Consider the following 17,733-nt stretch of genomic DNA (forward strand, 5'->3'; position numbering starts at 1 on the left):
CGGGACCTTCGTGAGCTGACAGGGATGACTGTCAAGCGTAACGCGGCCAGGAGACAGCCTTCGCCCACAGCGGCGGCAGCTCCTCCTCGGCCCGCTCGGCGAGCGCCTCCTCGCGCCCGTACAGCACCCCGTATGTGAAGGAACTCTCCCCCGCCGCGTGGGCCTGCGCCGCCAGGTCGCGCAGCGCCTCGCGCGCCATCACGCTGTCCTGGTGCTCGCCGAGCAGGGTCTGGAGCGCCTTCGCGTGCTTGCCGACCTGTTCCGCCTGCTCGCCGAGCGCGGGCGCGGCGACCTCGGCCGCGTACCGGCTGCGTTTGGCGGCCTTGCGGGCGTTGTGCAGGGCGAGGTCGCGGGCCGGGCCGGGATCCTCGGCGAGCGCCCCCTCGACGTATCCCGCGAGCCGCTTGTAGTCCCGCAGCACGGCCTTGGCCAGGGCGTCCTCCGGCTGCTCGGCCCGCAGCGGGGGCGCGTCGACGAGTGCGTCGAGGGCGGCGAGGAGCGCGAGGTAGCGCTTGCCGTCGAGCACGGCGATCAGACGGCGGCGCGAGCCGGAGCGCCGGGCCCGCGACCAGGTCCGCAGCCGGGTGCGGACGGGGCCCGCGGACAGCTCACGCGGCAATGTGCCGAGGGCCGCGGTCAGCCGCTCGGTCAGGACCTCCTGGTCGCGGTCGACGCCGAGCTCACCGGCGATCCACTTCAGCTCGTCGCCGATCGGGTCCGTCACGGCGCGGTCGAGGATCTTGCGGTACGAGCGCAGGGCGCTGCGCAGCCGGCGGGTGGCGACGCGCATCTGGTGCACCGCGTCGGGCAGGTCGCGGCGGACGGCGGGGTCGAGGTCGACGATCGCGTCGCGCTGGACCCTGAGGTAGGCGAGCACGTGGTCGGCGGGCGTCTCGGGGTCGTGGGCGGGCCGGGGCGGGCGCGGGCCGATACCGGTCTCCGTGAGTGCCCGCGCGAGTTTCGACGGGGAGGCCGAGCGGCTCGCGCCCGCCTTGCGGAGCTTCTTCTCGACCTTGCCGAGGAACGCCGGGTCGCCGCCGTCCGCCAGCTCCACCTCGATCTCGGTCCAGGCGGCGGCGCCGGCCCCGCCGAAGAGCCGCTCGGCCCGTACGCCGTCGACACTGACCTCGGCGAGCAGCGCGCCGTCGGCGCCGGTGAGATCACGGACGTCGCGCGAGGAGCGCAGCCGCATCAGGGGTACGAGATCGGCCTCGCGCACCCGCGAGCGCACGAGGCCGGTGAGGTCGCGGGGCACGTCGTCGGAGAGCGGGGCCCGGATCTCGTCCCGTACGCCCTCGGCGAGGGAGACGGGGAGCTTGAGGTGCCAGCCCGCGTCGGCGCCGCCGGTGCGGCGCCGCAGCGTGATCGCGGCGGCCGCGAGACGTTGGTCGACGGTGTCGTAGTAGACGGCGTCGAGGTCGACGACGCCTTTGTCGATGACGGCCGAGACTCCGGCGACACGGCTCAGATCCGGGAGTCCGAAGCCTTCGTCGGCCACGGGCGCCTCGTACTTCCGCTCGATCTCGCGCTTCGTCTCCGTCATGAACCGAATTTAGTCGCGAATCCGGATTCTGGGCAGACCCTCTGGCGGACCAGGTCTTCCTTACGCCGACATGGGCCTTTGCACGCGGATCGACTGGAGGAGCCCGATCGCCACCCAGACGGCGAACATGGACGATCCTCCGTACGACACGAACGGCAGGGGCAGGCCCGCCACCGGCATGATGCCGAGCGTCATGCCGACGTTCTCGAAGGCCTGGAAGGCGAACCAGGCGATGATCCCGGCGGCGACGATCGTTCCGTAGAGCTCGGTCGTCTCGCGGGCGATGCGGCAGGCGCGCCACAGGACGACGGCGAGCAGGAGCAGGATCAGTCCGGCGCCGGCGAAGCCGAGTTCCTCGCCGGCGACGGTGAAGACGAAGTCGGTCTGCTGCTCGGGGACGAACTGGCCGGTGGTCTGGGAGCCGTGGAAGAGACCGGTGCCGGTCAGGCCGCCCGAGCCGATCGCGATGCGGGCCTGGTTCGTGTTGTAGCCGACGCCGGCCGGGTCGAGCGCCGGGTTGGCGAAGGCCGCGAAGCGGGCGATCTGGTAGTCGTCGAGGATGTGCAGTCGCCAGACGGAGATCGCGCCGAGCACACCCGCGCCGAGCAGGCCGAACACCCAGCGGTTGGAGGCGCCGGAGGCGAGCAGCACACCGAGCACGATGACGGCCGCGACCATGATCGTGCCGAGGTCGGGCATGAGCAGCACGACGAGCATCGGGACGGCGGCGAGGCCCAGCGCCTGCAGTACCGTGCGGTGGTCGGGGTACTGCTTGTCGCCCGCGTCGACCCGTGAGGCCAGCAGCATCGCCATGCCCAGGATGATCGTGATCTTGGCGAACTCGGCGGGCTGGAGCGACACTCCGCCCGCGGACAGCCAGTTGCGCTGTCCGTTGATCGTGTCGCCGAGCGGGGTCAGCACCAGCAGCATCAGGAAGACCGAGGCGCCGTAGAGGATCGGCACGGCCGTGCGCAGGGTGCGGTGGCCGAGCCAGATCGTGCCGATCATCAGGGCCAGGCCGATGCCGGTGTTCATGAGGTGCCGGAACAGGAAGTAGTACGGGTCGCCCTGGTTGATCACGGTGCGGTTGCGGGTCGCCGAGTAGACGAGCGCCGAGCCGATGAGGGACAGGGCGAGCGACGACAGGAGGATCGGCCAGTCGAGGCGGCGCATCACCGAGTCCCGGGCCATGAGCCGGGACAGGGCGGAGCGCTCGGGTCCGTACCCGGAGACGGAGAAACCGTTGGTACCGGCCATGGTGTCAGTGCCGCCTTCCGGTCACCGGGGCGCCGAGGACCGCCGCCAGTTGCGGCGAGGGGGACGGGCTCGGGTCGGCGGGCTTGTAGGGCTTGATGGTCGGCGCGTCGATCGAACCGTCCCGATGGATCTTCGGCAGGTTCTTCTCCGGCGAGGGCAGCAGGGCCTTCTTCTTGTCGATCGTGCCGTCGGCGGTGACGCCGTACAGCGCGTTGTAGATCTTGCGCACGGCCTCACCGGAGGCTCCGGAGCCCGTACCGGCCTGGGAGATCGTCATGATGACCGAGTAGTCCTTGGAGTAGGTGGCCAGCCATGACGTGGTCTGCTTGCCGTAGACCTCGGCGGTGCCGGTCTTGGCGTGCAGCGGGATCTTGTCCTGGGGCCAGCCGCCGAACTTCCAGGCGGCGGTACCGCGGGTGACCACGCCGGCGAGGGCGTCGTTCATGCCCTTGAGGGTCGCCTTGGTGACCGGGAGCTTGGCCTTGACCTGGGGCTTGATCTCCCTGACCGACTTGCCGTCGGCGCTGATGATCGCCTTGCCGATGGTCGGGACGTACTCGGTTCCGCCGTTGGCGAGGGCCCCGTAGATCATGGCCTCCTGAATCGGCGTGAGGAGGGTGTCTCCCTGGCCGATGGAGTAGTTGATCGAGTCGCCCTCGCGCATCTTGTTGCCCTCGAGGCAGTTCTCGTAGGCGATCTTCTCGACGTAGCTGCCGTCCTTCTTGCCGGTCTTGCACCAGCTGTCCTTGTTGGCCTCCCAGAAGGCTTTCTTCCACCGACGGTCGGGGACCCGGCCCGTGACCTCGTTGGGAAGGTCGATGCCCGTGGTCTTGCCGAGGCCGAACTGGTGGGCGGCCTTGTAGAAGTAGTCCTTGGGGGTCCCCTTCGGGTTGATGCCGCCGTCCTTCTTCCACTCCCGGTCGGCGAGGCCGTAGAAGACGGTGTCGCAGGAGACCTCCAGCGCGCGGCCGAGAGAGATGGGGCCGAAGCTCTCCCCCTCGAAGTTCTTGAAAACCTGGCCGCCGACCGAGTAGGAGCTGGTGCAGGGGTAGCCGCCGTCCCACTTGTAGCCGGCCTCGGCCGCGGCGGCCGTGGAGATCACCTTGAACGTCGAACCGGGCGCGGACTGACCCTGAATGGCCCTGTTGAGCAGCGGGTAGTCGGAGCCCTTGCCGGTGAGCTGCTTGTAGTCCTTGGCGGAGATGCCGCCGATCCAGACGTTCGGGTCGTACGACGGTGCGGACGCCATGGAGACGATCCGGCCGGTCTTGGCCTCCATGACGACGACCGCGCCGGAGTCGGCCTTGTAGTTCTCGCCGGTGATCTTGTCGAACTGCTGGCGGGCGACCTTCATCGCCTCGTTCAGCTCGCGCTCGGCGACGCCCTGCACGCGTGCGTCGATCGAGGTGACGACGTTGGCGCCGGGCTCGGCCTCGTCGCTCTTGGCGCGCCCGATGACGCGGCCGAGGTTGTCGACCTCGTAGCGGGTGACGCCGGCCTTGCCACGCAGCTCCTTGTCGTAGGTGCGCTCCAGGCCGGAGCGGCCGACCTGGTCGGAGCGCAGGTACGGCGACGAGGTGTCCTTGGCCTTCTCGATCTCGGCGTCGGTGACCGGCGAGAGGTAGCCGAGGACCTGCGCGGTGTTGGAGCCGCCCGGCCCGGCGTAGCGGCGTACGGCCTCGGGCTCGGCGGTGATGCCGGGGAAGTCCTCGGAGCGCTCGCGGATCTGGAGGGCCTGCTTGGGCGTGGCCTCGTCCGTGATCGGGATGGGCTGGTAGGGCGAGCCGTTCCAGCAGGGCTGCGGCGTCTTGGCGTCACAGAGGCGGACCTTGTCCGTGACGTCGCTGGACTTCATCCCGAGGACGTCGGCGAGCTTGGCGAGCACGGCCTTGCCGTCGTCGGGCATCTTCATCAGGTCCGTGCGGGACGCGGAGACGACCAGGCGCGTCTCGTTGTCGGCGATCGGCACACCGCGGGCGTCCAGGATCGAGCCGCGCACGGCGGGGCTGACGACCTGCTGCACGTGGTTGCCGGAGGCCTCCCTGGCGTACTCGGCGCCGTTGCGGATCTGGAGGTACCAGAGGCGGCCGCCGAGGGTGAGCAGGAGGGACAGGACCAGGATCTGAAGGATGACGAGCCGGATCTGGACGCGTGGAGTCCGCCCGGTCTCGGGAATGTTGGTCATGCTGCCTCCCCCTCTCAGTGCGTGTACGCGGTGATGTGCGCGGCGGTCACAGGCGCTTGACCCCCTTGATGCGGCCGGCCCGCGCGGTGCGCGCCCTGGCGGCCTTCAGGCGGATTCCGCCGCGCTGGTTGCCGATGCGCAGGCCGGTGCCGGAGGAGAGCCAGCCGGCGGTGACGTCGGTGGCCTTGCCTGCGCCGGGCGAGGAATCAGCGAGCGGATCGTTGTCGGCACGTCTGGCCAGGGCGATGATGAACGGCACGGTGAACGGCGCGAGCAGCAGATCGTAGAGCGCGGCCGTGAACAGCAGGCTGCCGATGCCCACATGGCGGGCGGCGGTGTCACCGACGAGGGCGCCGACGCCCGCGTAGAGCAGGGTCGAGCCGATGGCCGCGGCGACGACCACGACCATCGGGCCGAAGGCCGACCTGAGCTGGCCGTTGTCCGGCTTGGCGAGGCCGACGAGATAGCCGACGACGCACAGCACGAGGGCGTAGCGCCCGGCGGCGTGGTCGGCGGGCGGCGCGAGGTCCGCGAGCAGACCCGCGCCGAACCCGATGAACGCGCCGCCGACATGGCCGTACACGAGGGCGAGGCCGACGACGGTCAGGAGCACGAGGTCCGGCACGGCGCCGGGCAGTTGGAGACGGGCGAGTACGCACACCTGGACCACCAGGGCGACGATCACCAGGGGGGTGGCGAGCAGCAACCGGTTGAAGCGCATGGGATCCAGCTCCTACTGCTCGTCGATGCCGTTGGCGTCGGCCGGGGGCCCCGACGGCGTGGCCGTGACGGTGACGGTGGGCGTCGGCTTGGGCTTGGCCGGCTTGGACGGCAGCACCTCGTCGCGCGGATCGGTGCGCGGAGCCTGTACGACCACGCCCACGACGTCGAGCTTGGTGAATCCGACGTACGGCTTCACATAGATCGTCCGGGTCAGGTCGCCGCCGGACGGATCGACGCGGACCACCTGCCCCACGGGCACGCCGGGCACGAACGGCTTGTCGGCCTGGGACCCGAAGGTCACCAGACGGTCGCCCTTCTTGACATTGGCCTTGCCGTTGAGGAGCTGCACGCGCAGCGGCCGGTCACCCTGTCCGGAGGCGAAGCCGAGCTCGTCGGTGCGCTCCATGCGGGTGCCGACGGTGAAGTCGGGGTCGTTGGCGAGCAGGACGGTCGCGGTGTCGGGTCCTACGGTGGTCACGCGTCCCACGAGCCCGTCCCCGTTCAGAACGGTCATGTCGCGCTTGAGGCCGTCGTTGGCGCCGGAGTCGATCGTGACGGTCCAGGAGAACCCCTGGGCTGCTCCTATGGCGATGACCTGTGCCCCCTTGATGCCGTACTGCCCTGCGCCCGCCGTCTTCAGCATGGAGTCGAGCTGGCGGATCTTGCTTCGGTTGCGGTCGTCGCTGCCGAGCTTCGCCTTCAAGGCGGCGTTCTCGCGCTCCAGTTCACTGACGCGGTTGTGCCGCTCACCGGAGTCCTTGACGGCAGCTATGGCGTTGCCGATCGGGTCGACTGCGCTGGAGACGCCGTTCTCCACGGGGCCGAAGACCGTGGCGGCGGCCTGGCGGGCACCGTCGACCGGCGAGTCCTCCCCACCGCGGATGTCCACCGTGATCAGTGCGAACGCGATGGCGATCAGCAGCACCAGGAGCAGCCGGCTCTCTCGTGTGTCCCTCACGTGCGGCGGCCGTGCCTTCCTCAATCGGATTCTGCGGAAACCCTGAGGCATCGCAGGTTATGGGGAATTCTTACGCCTTGCCTATATATCAACGATCCGCCGTACGAAGTGGCAGGCACTCGTACGGCGGACGTCTCGCGTCAGGTCATCTGCGCGGCTGGGCGTCCAGCACCTGCTGGAGCGCCTCGAACTCCTCGACGCACTTGCCGGAGCCGAGCGCCACGCTGTCGAGGGGGTCCTCGGCGATGTGGATCGGCATGCCCGTCTCACGGCGCAGCCGCTCGTCGAGGCCGCGCAGCAGGGCGCCGCCGCCGGTGAGCACGATGCCCCGGTCCATGACGTCGCCCGACAGCTCGGGCGGGCACTTGTCCAGGGTCGTCTTGACGGCGTCGACGATCGCGTTGACCGGTTCCTCGATCGCCTTGCGCACCTCGGCGGCCGAGATGACGACGGTCTTCGGAAGTCCGGACACGAGGTCGCGCCCCCGGATTTCGGTGTGTTCGTCGGAGTCGAGGTCGTACGCGGAGCCAATCGTGATCTTGATCTGCTCGGCAGTCCGCTCACCAAGAAGCAGCGAGTACTCCTTCTTGATGTGCTGGATGATCGCGTTGTCCAGCTCGTCCCCGGCGACCCGGATGGACTGTGCTGTGACGATTCCGCCGAGCGAGATCACCGCGACCTCGGTGGTGCCGCCGCCGATGTCGACCACCATGTTGCCCGTGGCCTCGTGGACCGGGAGGCCGGAGCCGATGGCCGCGGCCATGGGCTCCTCGATGATGTGCACCTGGCGGGCACCGGCCTGCGAGGAGGCCTCGATGACCGCGCGGCGCTCGACACCGGTGATGCCGGAGGGCACACACACCACGACACGGGGGCGAGCGAGGTAGCGCCGCTTGTGGATCTTCAGGATGAAGTAGCGGAGCATGCGCTCGGTGATCTCGAAGTCGGCGATCACGCCGTCCTTCAGCGGTCGCACGGCGACGATGTTGCCCGGCGTGCGGCCGATCATCTTCTTGGCTTCGGCGCCGACAGCGAGGATGCCGCCGGTGTTGGTGTTGATCGCGACGACGGACGGCTCGTTGAGTACGATCCCGCGACCCCTGACGTACACCAGCGTGTTGGCGGTCCCGAGGTCGACAGCCATGTCACGGCCGATGAACGACATTGAGTTCCCCATCAGGATTCGTCTGGCCTTCCCAAGTGGAGCGTTTGATGGCTTGTTAGGTAGGCGAGGTGGGTGCGAGTGGCGTGGAGGCTTACATCGTAGTCTCGCCTGCACGACCACGGCGCGAGGGTCTTCGCCATTGTCAGCAGATGATTCCCCGCTCCGCTAATGGGGACGTGCCGACGGAGTGTCGCGTTCCCCCAATGGGGGCGCATATGCCAAAAGGCGGCCGAATTTCTCCGGCCGCCCCTGTTCAGCAGCGCTCCGCGACTGACGCAGTGTCAGAAAAAGAACTTCCCGGTCTCACGGACCGGACTACACCTGTCCAGGGAAGAAGATCTTCAGCTCGCGCTCGGCCGACTCCTCCGAGTCCGAGGCGTGGATCAGGTTCTCGCGGACGATGGTGCCGAAGTCGCCGCGGACGGAGCCCGGAGCGGCGGCGATCGGGTCGGTCGGACCGGCCAGCTGACGCACACCCTCGATGACCCGCTCGCCCTCGACGACGAGAGCCACCACGGGCCCGGACGCCATGAAGGCGACCAGCGGCTCGTAGAAGGGCTTGCCCTTGTGCTCGCCGTAGTGCTGCTCCAGGGTGTCCTGGTCCAGGTTCCGCAGCTCCAGCGCGCTGATCGTCCAGCCGGCCTTGCGCTCGATCCGGCCGATGATCTCGCCGACGAGACCGCGGCGGACGGCGTCGGGCTTGAGAAGGACAAGAGTGCGCTGACTCATGGTGCGGCTCCAAAATCTTCGTGGGATGTCCGCACGATACCGGGCACGGCTACGCGGTGTTACCTCCGGCCTCGGCCTGGGCCGCCCACCTGGCCTTGGCCTCGTCGATCCTGCGGCCGAAGTGGACGGAGGCCCACCAGAGCCCGGCGAAGCAGAGACCCAGGATGAACATCATCGGCACGACGAACCCGCTGGCGACGAGCGCCGCTTGAAGCACCCACCCCAGCTCGATGCCACCACGCCGCCCGAGCGCCCCGCACAGCAGCACGGACAGCAGCATGGCGACACCGCACACGCCCCACACGACCCCGCCCGAGAGGTCGGGGTCCTTCATGGCGACGAGTCCGGCGAAGCCGATGACGAAGAACTCGCCGATCAGGGTCGATGAACACAGCACGCGCACAGCGGATCAGCCCTTCCCCAACAGCAGCCGGGCCTCGCCGACAGTGATCACGGACCCGGTGACGAGCACGCCGCCGCCGGAGAACTCGCCCTCTTCCTCGGCCAGCGTGATGGCGGCCTCGAGGGCGTCGTCGAGGCGGGGCTCGACCTGCACGCGCTCGTCCCCGAAGACCTCGACCGCGATGGCGGCGAGCTCGTCGGCGTCCATCGCGCGATGGCTGGAGTTCTGCGTGACGACGACCTCGGCGAAGATCGGCTCGAAGGCCTCGAGCACCCCGCGCACGTTCTTGTCGCCGCTCGCTCCGACGACTCCCACCAGCCGGCTGAAGTCGAAGACCTCGCTGATGGCCTCGGCGGTGACGCGGGCGCCGGCCGGGTTGTGCGCGGCGTCGAGCACCACGGTGGGCGAACGCCTCACGACCTCGAGCCGGCCGGGCGACGTGGCGCCGGCGAAGGCCTGGCGGACGGTGTCCACATCGAGCAGCCGGGCCTGCTCGGAGCCGATCCCGAAGAAGGCCTCGACGGCGGCCAGCGCGACAGCCGCGTTGTGCGCCTGGTGGGCGCCGTGCAGCGGGAGGAAGATCCCGTCGTACTCGCCGCCGAGCCCGCGCAGGGTCAACAGCTGCCCGCCCACGGCGACCTGCCGGGAGACGACACCGAACTCGAGCCCTTCCCGGGCCACGGTGGCGTCCACCTCGACGGCCTTCTTCAGGAGCACCTGCGCGGCGTCGACGGGCTGCTGCGCCATGATCACCGTGGCGCCCTGCTTGATGATTCCGGCCTTCTCCTGGGCGATCTCGCCAGGGGTGGAGCCCAGCCGGTCCGTGTGGTCCAGATCGATGGGCGTCACGACGGCCACCGAAGCGTCGATCACATTGGTGGCATCCCAGCTGCCGCCCATTCCGACCTCGACGACGGCGGCATCGACCGGCGCGTCGGCGAAGGCGGCATACGCCATCCCCGTGAGCACCTCGAAAAAGGAAAGCCGGAATTCCTCTTTCTGGTCGACCATCTCCACATACGGGGCGATGTCCCGATAGGTCTCGATGAACCGCTCGTAGTCGATCGGCGCGCCGTCGAGACTGATGCGCTCGGTGATCGACTGGACGTGAGGCGACGTATAACGCCCGGTGCGCAGTTCGAAAGCGCCGAGAAGGGCCTCGATCATGCGGGCCGTGGACGTCTTGCCGTTCGTCCCCGTGATGTGGATCGAGGGATAGGCGCGCTGCGGGTCACCGAGCACGTCCATCAGAGCGGCGATACGCGAGACGGACGGCTCCAGTTTGGTCTCGCCCCACCGCCCCGCGAGCTCGGTCTCGACCTCTCGCAGGGCCTCGGCCACCTGGGGATCCTGCGGCCGCCCGGGCACGCCGTCCCCCTGCGGAGCACCCCCCTGCGTCCGGAGGGTACGGCTGCCGGCCTCGATCAGTGCCAGATCGGGGTCACGCTCGGTCTCGGCGTCCACGATGTCGTCGAAGCCGTCGGATTCGCCGCTGTCGCGCGGGGGGAGCTCACTCACACGAGCCAGTCTACGGAGAACCACCGACACAGCCCGGCCCCCACCCCACCCGGCAAGCCAGGGACTTTCGGCCCGTCCGTTTCAGGACCTTGGTCCATCCGGACCGCGGCATCACCCTGCAAACTTGGCGATCATGGACATAGGCATCGATCTCGGCACCGCCAACACTCTTCTCTACGTACGCGGCAAGGGGATCGTGCTCAACGAGCCGTCTGTGGTGGCGCGGAAACAGAACAGGACGACCGTCGCCGTCGGCACGGAAGCCAAAGAGACACTCGGCCGCACCCCGGGCTCCATCACCACGATCCGCCCCCTCCGCGACGGCGTGATCAGCGACTACGAGGCGGCGGAGGAGATGCTCCGCCACTTCGTGCGCATGGCGGTCCCGGGCCGCCGCCCCAGGACCCGCATGGTCATCTGCGTCCCGAGCGGAGTCACTCCGGTGGAGCGCCGGGCGATCGTCCACGCGGCACAACGAGCCGGAGCCCGGGCGGTCCACGTCATCGAGGAGCCCATGGCCGCGGCGATGGGCGCGGGCCTCCCGGTGGCCGAGGCGCGCGGCTCGATGGTCGTGGACATAGGCGGCGGCACCACGGAGGTGGCGGTGATCTCGCTGGGCGGCATCGTCACCGCCCAGTCCCTGCGCGTCGGGGGCGACCGCATGGACGAGGCGATCACGAACCACGTACGCAAGGCACACGGCCTGCTGATCGGCGAACGCACCGCGGAGGCCGTCAAACTGGCCATCGGCTCAGCGGCCCCGGCCGGGGACCTCTCCGAAACGGGCACCTTCACGGTGCGAGGCCGTCAAAGACTGGCCGGCCTCCCCCACACCGCGACCCTCACCACCCAAGAGATCCGGGAAGCCCTCGACTCCCCCGTCGAAGCGATCGTCTCGGCGCTCAGGGCAACCCTCGAGGAGTGCCCGCCGGAGCTCTCCGGCGACGTCATGGAGCATGGCATCGTGCTGACGGGCGGCGGCGCGCTGCTTCCGGGCCTGGACGTGCGCATGACGGAGGCGACAGGCATCCCGGTCTTCCCCGCGGAGGCCCCGCTGGACAGCGTGGCGCTGGGCTGCGGCAAGTGCGTGGAGGACTTCGACTCGCTCCAGCGCCTGCTGAAGGCCGCGTAAGTGGCCTGCGCCCAAGGGCGCGTGGCGGCCGGAAAGGGCTGACCCGAACCGGGGACGCCGGGAGACCCCCCGGCGCGGTGCGCCCCCGGCCCCGTACGGAGAAGGTCCAATCGGACCATGTGGTACGCACACAACCCCGGCCGCCGCGCACGCCAACTCCTGGGCGACGGCGCCGCCCTGCTGTGGACGGCGCTCTGGGCAGCGGTGGCGCTGGCCATGCACCGGCTGGTACAGCCGGCGTCCCCACCGGCCCCCCACCGCCCCCGTATCCCGCTTCTCGGCAGCTCGGTGGACGGAGCGCTGCGGGGCGTGGCGCACGCGGGCGACCGGATCGTGAGCGCGGCACCGGCACCGCAGGGCCCCGCGGCCGCACAGGCCCTCGCGGTCCTGGGCACGGCGGCGCTCTTCCTGATCCCGGTCGGCCTGATGCTCACGGTGTGGCTGCCCCGCCGCATCCGCTGGACGCGCCAGGCGGCGGCAGCGCAGGAGCTGGCGGGGACGGAGGACGGCCGTGAACTCCTGGCGCTGAGGGCGCTGTTGCGGCCGCTGGACGAACTGGCGGCGACGGCGGAACTGCTCCCGGCCGCGCCCCACGAGACCTCGGACCAGGACCTGGACGCGGACCTGGACCCGGACCCGGACTCGGACCTCGAACTGGACGTCCCCCCTGGCCCCGGCCCGGGCTCGCTGGCGAAGGGCTGGCGAGAGGCGGACCCGGTGGTGCTGGACGCGCTGGCGGACGCGGAGCTGCAACGCCTGGGGCTACGAACGTAAAGCCCCGCGCCACTACGGAAAACGCGAAGGCCCCCCGGAACCATGAGGATTCCGGGGGGCCTTCACCGCACTTCACGCACGACGGACGCATGCGAAGCGCGTCTCGCTTCGGACGCGTCAGCCACGTCAGGCCTGAGGCAACCGCTCCAACTGCTGCTGAATGCGGGCGATGTCCTCGTCCGCCTTGGCGAGGCGCCCACGGATCTTGTCGACGACGGCGTCCGGCGCCTTGGCGAGGAACGCCTCGTTGCCGAGCTTGCCCGTGGCCTGGGCCTTCTCCTTCTCGGCGGCTGCCAGATCCTTGGCGAGCCGCTTCCGCTCGGCCGCCACATCGATCGTGCCGGACAGGTCGAGCGCGACCTGCGCGCCGCCGACCGGCAAAGTGGCGGTCGCCGAGAAGTCGTCACCCTCGGGCTGCAGCCGCAGAAGCTGCCGGATGGCGGCCTCGTGCGGAGCGAGCGCGGTCCCGTCGAGGTCGAGCCGGGCCGGCACGCGCTGACCGGGCTGAAGACCCTGGTCGGCACGGAAGCGCCGGACCTCGGTGATGACCTGCTGGAGCGTCTCGATCTCGCTCTCGGCGGCAGGGTCACGGAAGCCGCTGTCCTTCGGCCACTCGGCGATCACGAGGGTCTCGCCACCGGTCAGCGTGGTCCAGAGCGTCTCGGTGACGAACGGGACGATCGGGTGCAGCAGACGCAGCGTCACATCGAGGACCTCGCCCAGGACACGACCCGAGACCTTCGCCTGCTCGCCGCCCTCGAAGAACGTCGTCTTCGACAGCTCGACGTACCAGTCGAAGACCTCGTCCCACGCGAAGTGGTAGAGGGCGTCGGAGAGCTTGGCGAACTGGAAGTCGTCGTAGAAAGCGTCGACTTCGGCGACGGTCTTGTTGAGCCGGGACAGGATCCAGCGGTCCGTCGCGGTCATCGCCTCGGGCGCCGGCAGCGGTCCCTCGACGGTCGCGCCGTTCATCAGCGCGAAGCGCGTCGCGTTCCAGATCTTGTTGGCGAAGTTACGGGAGGCCTTGACCCAGTCCTCGCCGATCGGCACGTCGGCACCCGGGTTGGCGCCGGTGGCCAGGGTGAAGCGCACGGCGTCGGAGCCGTACGCGTCCATCCAGTCGAGCGGGTCGACGGCGTTCGGGTTCGACTTCGACATCTTCTTGCCGAACTCGTCGCGGACGAGACCGGTGAGGGCGACGGTCTTGAAGGGGACCTGGTCCTCCATGGCGTACAGGCCGAACATCATCATCCGGACGACCCAGAAGAAGATGATGTCGTGGCCGGTCACCAGGACGTCGGTCGAGTAGAACTTCTCGAGGTCCGGGGTCTTCTCCGGCCAGCCGAGCGTGGAGAACGGCCACAGGCCGGAGGAGAACCAGGTGTCGAGGACGTCCTCGTCCTGGGTCCAGCCCTCGGCCTCCGTGCCGGGGATCGGGTCGTCGGGGCCGACGCACACGACCTCGCCGTCGGGCCCGTACCAGACGGGGATCCGGTGGCCCCACCACAACTGGCGCGAGATGCACCAGTCGTTGAGGTTGTCGACCCAGTCGAAGTACCGCTTCTCCATGTCCTTCGGGTGGAGCGCGACGCGCCCGTCACGGACCGCGTCACCGGCGGCCTGCGCGAGCGTGTCGACCTTGACCCACCACTGGAGGGACAGGCGCGGCTCGACAGTGGTCTTGCAGCGCGAGCAGTGGCCGACGGAGTGGACGTACGGACGCTTCTCGGCGACGACACGGCCCTGCTCGCGCATGGCGCCGACGATCGCGGAGCGCGCCTCGAAGCGGTCGAGACCCTGGAAGGGACCGTGCACGGTGATGACACCGCGCTCGTCCATGATCGTCATGGACTCCAGGTCGTGCCGCTGGCCGATCGCGAAGTCGTTCGGGTCGTGGGCGGGCGTCACCTTGACGGCGCCGGTGCCGAACTCGGGGTCGACGTGCGTGTCGGCGACGACCGGGATGGTCCGGTCGGTGAGCGGCAGCTTGATGCGCTTGCCGATCAGGTGCGCGTACCGCTCGTCGTCGGGGTGCACCGCGACGGCGGTGTCGCCGAGCATGGTCTCGACGCGGGTCGTGGCGACGACCACCGTCTCGTCGCCCTCGCCGTACTTGAGCGAGACGAGCTCGCCGTCGTCGTCCTGGTAGTCGACCTCGATGTCCGAGATCGCCGTCAGACAGCGCGGGCACCAGTTGATGATGCGCTCGGCGCGGTAGATGAGCCCGTCGTCGTACAGGTTCTTGAAGATGGTCTGGACGGCCTTCGACAGGCCCTCGTCCATCGTGAAGCGCTCGCGCGACCAGTCGAGGCCCGCGCCGAGGCGGCGCAGCTGGCCGAGGATCCGGCCGCCGTACTCGTCCTTCCACTGCCACACGCGGTCGGTGAACGCCTCACGGCCCAGGTCCTGGCGGGACTTGCCCTCCTCGGCGAGCTGCTGCTCAACCTTGTTCTGGGTCGCGATGCCGGCGTGGTCCATGCCGGGCAGCCACAGCGTCTCGTAGCCCTGCATGCGCTTGCGGCGCGTGAGGGCGTCCATGAGCGTGACCTGGAAGGCGTGGCCCAGGTGGAGCGCGCCCGTGACGTTCGGCGGGGGGATGACGATCGTGTACGGCTCCTTCTCGCTGTTCGCGTCAGCGGTGAAGTAACCCCGGTCTACCCAGCGCTCGTACAGCGCCCCCTCTACCTCGGCCGGCGCGTACTGGGTCGGCAGTTCGGTGGTGGGCGCTGGATTCTGCTGCTGAGTGTTCTCGGTCACGGGCCCAGTTTAGAGGCGCGGCAGGGGTGCCCCGAAACCGGATTCCCGTGCGACGCGGCGGCCGCCCCGGCCATGTGGCACAACCTTTCAACAACATGGCACCGATCCGACTCTGGGTTCCCCACGCACGGTCACCTTCCGCCAGGATGTTCGGAACGCATAAGCATCGGGAGGGAACCCCAGAAATGAGCTACAACCAGCCGGGCCCGTACGGCGGGCAGCAGCCTCAGCAGCCCGGACCCTACGGCCAGCCGCAGCCGGGCCCCTACGGCCAGCAGCCCCCGGCCGCGCCCCAGCCCGGCTACGGCTACCCGCAGCAGGCCCCGCAGGGCGTCCCGCCGCAGCAGCCCCCCTACGGCCAGCCGCAGCAGCCGTACGGCCAGCCGGGCGGCTACAGCCAGCCCCAGCAGCCCGGCCCCTACGGGCAGCACCCCCAGGCCCCCTACGGCCAGGTCCCCCCGCCCCCCGGCCCGCCCCAGGGCGGCAAGAAGAAGACGGGCCTGATCATCGGCGCGGTGGCCGTGGTCGCCGCGATCGGCGTGGGCGCGTACTTCGTCTTCGGCGGTGGCGGCTCGTCCGTGGCCGACGACGGCCCCCACAAGCTGACGACGCCGGCGACGGTGCTCGGGGAGTACAAGAAGGCCGCGAGCGGCGACGACTCCAGCATGAGCGACAAGGACGTCAAGGACGCCGAGAAGAACGGCGTCAAGAACGCCCAGGGCGTCGGCGCGGAGTACCAGGCCGGCGACACCAAGACGAACCCGCTCGCGGTCAAGTACCTGAAGTTCATGGGCGTGTACGGCGAGATCTCCGACCCGGAGAAGGTCGTCGACGGGATGTTCGCCGAGATGAAGGCGAAGTCTTCGTCGGACAACTCCGACACCGGTGAGCTGGTCGGCAGCCCGCAGAGCTTCGACTCCGACGGCGCGGTACTGAAGTGCCAGGAGACGAAGATCAAGAACGACACGCCCAGCAGCGGCGAGACCTCCTCCGCCCCCAAGGAGATGTCGATGCCGATCTGCATCTGGGGTGACCACAGCACCCTCGGCATCGTCATCCCCGTCGATCTCGCGACGGCCATGACGGGCAAGAGCGCGGATCTGCAGAGCGCCGCCGACACGTCGACCAAGCTCCGCGGCGAGGTCCGCGTCAAGTCCTGACCTCGCCCGGCACCTCAGGCACGGCATGAAAGAAGGGCCCCGGTCACCCGACCGGGGCCCTTCCCATGTCTCACGTACGCGCTACGCCGACTTCTGCTCTCCGCTGCCCGAGCCGCGGACGTCGCGAGGGATCAGTGTCGGGTTCACGTTCGAGAGGACGACCTCTGCCGTGATGACGACGCGGGCCACGTCCTTGCGGGAGGGGACCTCGTACATCACCGACTGGAGGACTTCCTCCATGATCGCGCGCAGGCCGCGCGCGCCGGTGCGGCGCAGGATGGCCTGGTCGGCGATGGCCTCCAGGGCCTCGCGCTCGAAGTCCAGCTCCACGCCGTCGAGTTCGAAGAGGCGCTGGTACTGCTTCACCAGGGCGTTGCGCGGCTCCAGGAGGATCTGGAGAAGCGCCTCGCGGTCCAGGTTGTGGACCGAGGTGATGACGGGGAGACGGCCGATGAACTCGGGGATCATCCCGAACTTCACCAGGTCCTCCGGCATGACCTCCTGGAACTGGTCCTTCTCCTCCAGCTCGCGCTTGGAGTGGATCGTCGCGCCGAAGCCGATGCCCTTGGCACCCGCCCGCGACTCGATGATCTTCTCCAGGCCGGCGAACGCGCCGCCCACGATGAACAGCACGTTCGTCGTGTCGATCTGGATGAACTCCTGATGGGGGTGCTTGCGGCCGCCCTGGGGCGGGACGGAAGCCGTGGTCCCCTCGAGGATCTTGAGCAGGGCCTGCTGGACGCCCTCACCGGACACATCGCGCGTGATCGACGGGTTCTCGCTCTTACGGGCGACCTTGTCGATCTCGTCGATGTAGATGATCCCGGTCTCGGCCTTCTTGACGTCGTAGTCGGCCGCCTGGATCAGCTTCAGGAGGATGTTCTCGACGTCCTCGCCCACATAGCCGGCCTCCGTGAGCGCCGTCGCGTCGGCGATGGCGAACGGAACGTTCAGCATGCGGGCCAGGGTCTGGGCCAGGAGGGTCTTGCCCGAGCCCGTGGGGCCCAGGAGCAGGATGTTGGACTTCGACAGCTCGATCGCGTCGTCGCGTCCCTGGGCTCCGCCGTTCTCACCGGCCTGGACCCGCTTGTAATGGTTGTACACAGCGACCGAGAGGGCTTTCTTCGCGGCCTCCTGGCCGACGACATAGCCCTCGAGGAACTCGTAGATCTCGCGAGGCTTGGGAAGTTCTTCCCAGCGGACCTCGCTCGTCTCCGCGAGCTCTTCCTCGATGATCTCGTTGCAGAGGTCGATGCACTCGTCGCAGATGTACACACCGGGGCCTGCGATGAGCTTCTTGACCTGCTTCTGGCTCTTTCCGCAGAACGAGCACTTGAGCAGATCGCCGCCGTCACCGATGCGTGCCACGAGGTGCTTCCCCTTCGCCTGGGAGACGCTCGCGTAAGCGACTCCTGGTGCCTGTATCCGA

At 69.2% G+C, this 17,733-nt stretch carries 14 protein-coding genes; 3 read left to right on the forward strand and 11 right to left on the reverse strand.

The annotated features are described in order from the left end of the window. Positions 1–31: 31 nt before the first annotated feature. The 9 genes from LGI35_RS16960 to folC all read right to left on the reverse strand — a co-directional run bounded on the left by LGI35_RS16960 (position 32) and on the right by folC (position 10,481). Positions 32–1,543: a CYTH and CHAD domain-containing protein gene (locus LGI35_RS16960; RefSeq protein WP_227294645.1), complete on the reverse strand. Its 1,512-nt coding sequence runs from the start codon at positions 1,541–1,543 to the stop codon at positions 32–34. Between the two features lie 60 nt (positions 1,544–1,603). Beyond that, the gene (gene rodA / locus LGI35_RS16965; protein ID WP_227294646.1) at positions 1,604–2,800 is read right to left on the reverse strand and encodes a rod shape-determining protein RodA; all 1,197 of its coding nucleotides are present in this window, start codon (positions 2,798–2,800) and stop codon (positions 1,604–1,606) included. A gap of 4 nt (positions 2,801–2,804) precedes the next feature. Next, positions 2,805–4,985 carry a penicillin-binding protein 2 gene (gene mrdA / locus LGI35_RS16970; protein WP_227294647.1) on the reverse strand — a complete coding sequence of 727 codons (2,181 nt, stop codon included), beginning with the start codon at positions 4,983–4,985 and terminating at the stop codon, positions 2,805–2,807. A gap of 46 nt (positions 4,986–5,031) precedes the next feature. Further along, a complete protein-coding gene (mreD, locus tag LGI35_RS16975; protein ID WP_227294648.1) occupies positions 5,032–5,706 on the reverse strand; it encodes a rod shape-determining protein MreD in 675 nt (224 codons plus the stop codon). Between the two features lie 12 nt (positions 5,707–5,718). Beyond that, positions 5,719–6,666, reverse strand: coding sequence for a rod shape-determining protein MreC (mreC, locus tag LGI35_RS16980; RefSeq protein ID WP_227294649.1), 948 nt, complete (start codon positions 6,664–6,666; stop codon positions 5,719–5,721). 145 nt (positions 6,667–6,811) lie between these two features. Continuing rightward, positions 6,812–7,831, reverse strand: a complete 1,020-nt coding sequence (locus tag LGI35_RS16985) for a rod shape-determining protein (RefSeq protein ID WP_059131610.1) — start codon at positions 7,829–7,831, stop codon at positions 6,812–6,814. Between the two features lie 315 nt (positions 7,832–8,146). Further along, the gene (gene ndk / locus LGI35_RS16990) at positions 8,147–8,560 is read right to left on the reverse strand and encodes a nucleoside-diphosphate kinase (protein WP_227294650.1); all 414 of its coding nucleotides are present in this window, start codon (positions 8,558–8,560) and stop codon (positions 8,147–8,149) included. Between the two features lie 49 nt (positions 8,561–8,609). After that, the gene (locus LGI35_RS16995; RefSeq protein ID WP_116512996.1) at positions 8,610–8,963 is read right to left on the reverse strand and encodes a DUF4233 domain-containing protein; all 354 of its coding nucleotides are present in this window, start codon (positions 8,961–8,963) and stop codon (positions 8,610–8,612) included. 6 nt (positions 8,964–8,969) lie between these two features. Continuing rightward, on the reverse strand, positions 8,970–10,481 hold the full coding sequence (gene folC / locus LGI35_RS17000) for a bifunctional tetrahydrofolate synthase/dihydrofolate synthase (RefSeq protein ID WP_227294651.1): 1,512 nt from the start codon (positions 10,479–10,481) through the stop codon (positions 8,970–8,972). Positions 10,482–10,614: 133 nt separating this feature from the next. Here folC and LGI35_RS17005 point away from each other — a divergent pair, with 133 nt between their 5' ends. Both LGI35_RS17005 and LGI35_RS17010 read left to right on the forward strand, forming a co-directional pair. Further along, positions 10,615–11,613: a rod shape-determining protein gene (locus LGI35_RS17005; RefSeq protein WP_227300337.1), complete on the forward strand. Its 999-nt coding sequence runs from the start codon at positions 10,615–10,617 to the stop codon at positions 11,611–11,613. 117 nt (positions 11,614–11,730) lie between these two features. Further along, positions 11,731–12,387, forward strand: coding sequence for a hypothetical protein (locus LGI35_RS17010; RefSeq protein WP_227294652.1), 657 nt, complete (start codon positions 11,731–11,733; stop codon positions 12,385–12,387). Between the two features lie 126 nt (positions 12,388–12,513). Here the strand turns inward: LGI35_RS17010 and LGI35_RS17015 are convergent, their stop codons facing one another. Further along, a complete protein-coding gene (locus LGI35_RS17015; protein ID WP_227294653.1) occupies positions 12,514–15,144 on the reverse strand; it encodes a valine--tRNA ligase in 2,631 nt (876 codons plus the stop codon). A 185-nt stretch (positions 15,145–15,329) separates the two neighbouring features. On the opposite strand from LGI35_RS17015, the gene LGI35_RS17020 reads away from it, so the two are divergent. Beyond that, a complete protein-coding gene (locus tag LGI35_RS17020) occupies positions 15,330–16,304 on the forward strand; it encodes a hypothetical protein (RefSeq protein WP_227294654.1) in 975 nt (324 codons plus the stop codon). A gap of 81 nt (positions 16,305–16,385) precedes the next feature. Here LGI35_RS17020 and clpX read toward each other — a convergent pair whose 3' ends face one another. Beyond that, positions 16,386–17,672 carry an ATP-dependent Clp protease ATP-binding subunit ClpX gene (gene clpX, locus LGI35_RS17025; protein WP_227294655.1) on the reverse strand — a complete coding sequence of 429 codons (1,287 nt, stop codon included), beginning with the start codon at positions 17,670–17,672 and terminating at the stop codon, positions 16,386–16,388. Positions 17,673–17,733: the final 61 nt, after the last annotated feature.

Source organism: Streptomyces longhuiensis, from assembly GCF_020616555.1.
GTDB classification, from domain to species: Bacteria; Actinomycetota; Actinomycetes; order Streptomycetales; family Streptomycetaceae; genus Streptomyces; species Streptomyces longhuiensis.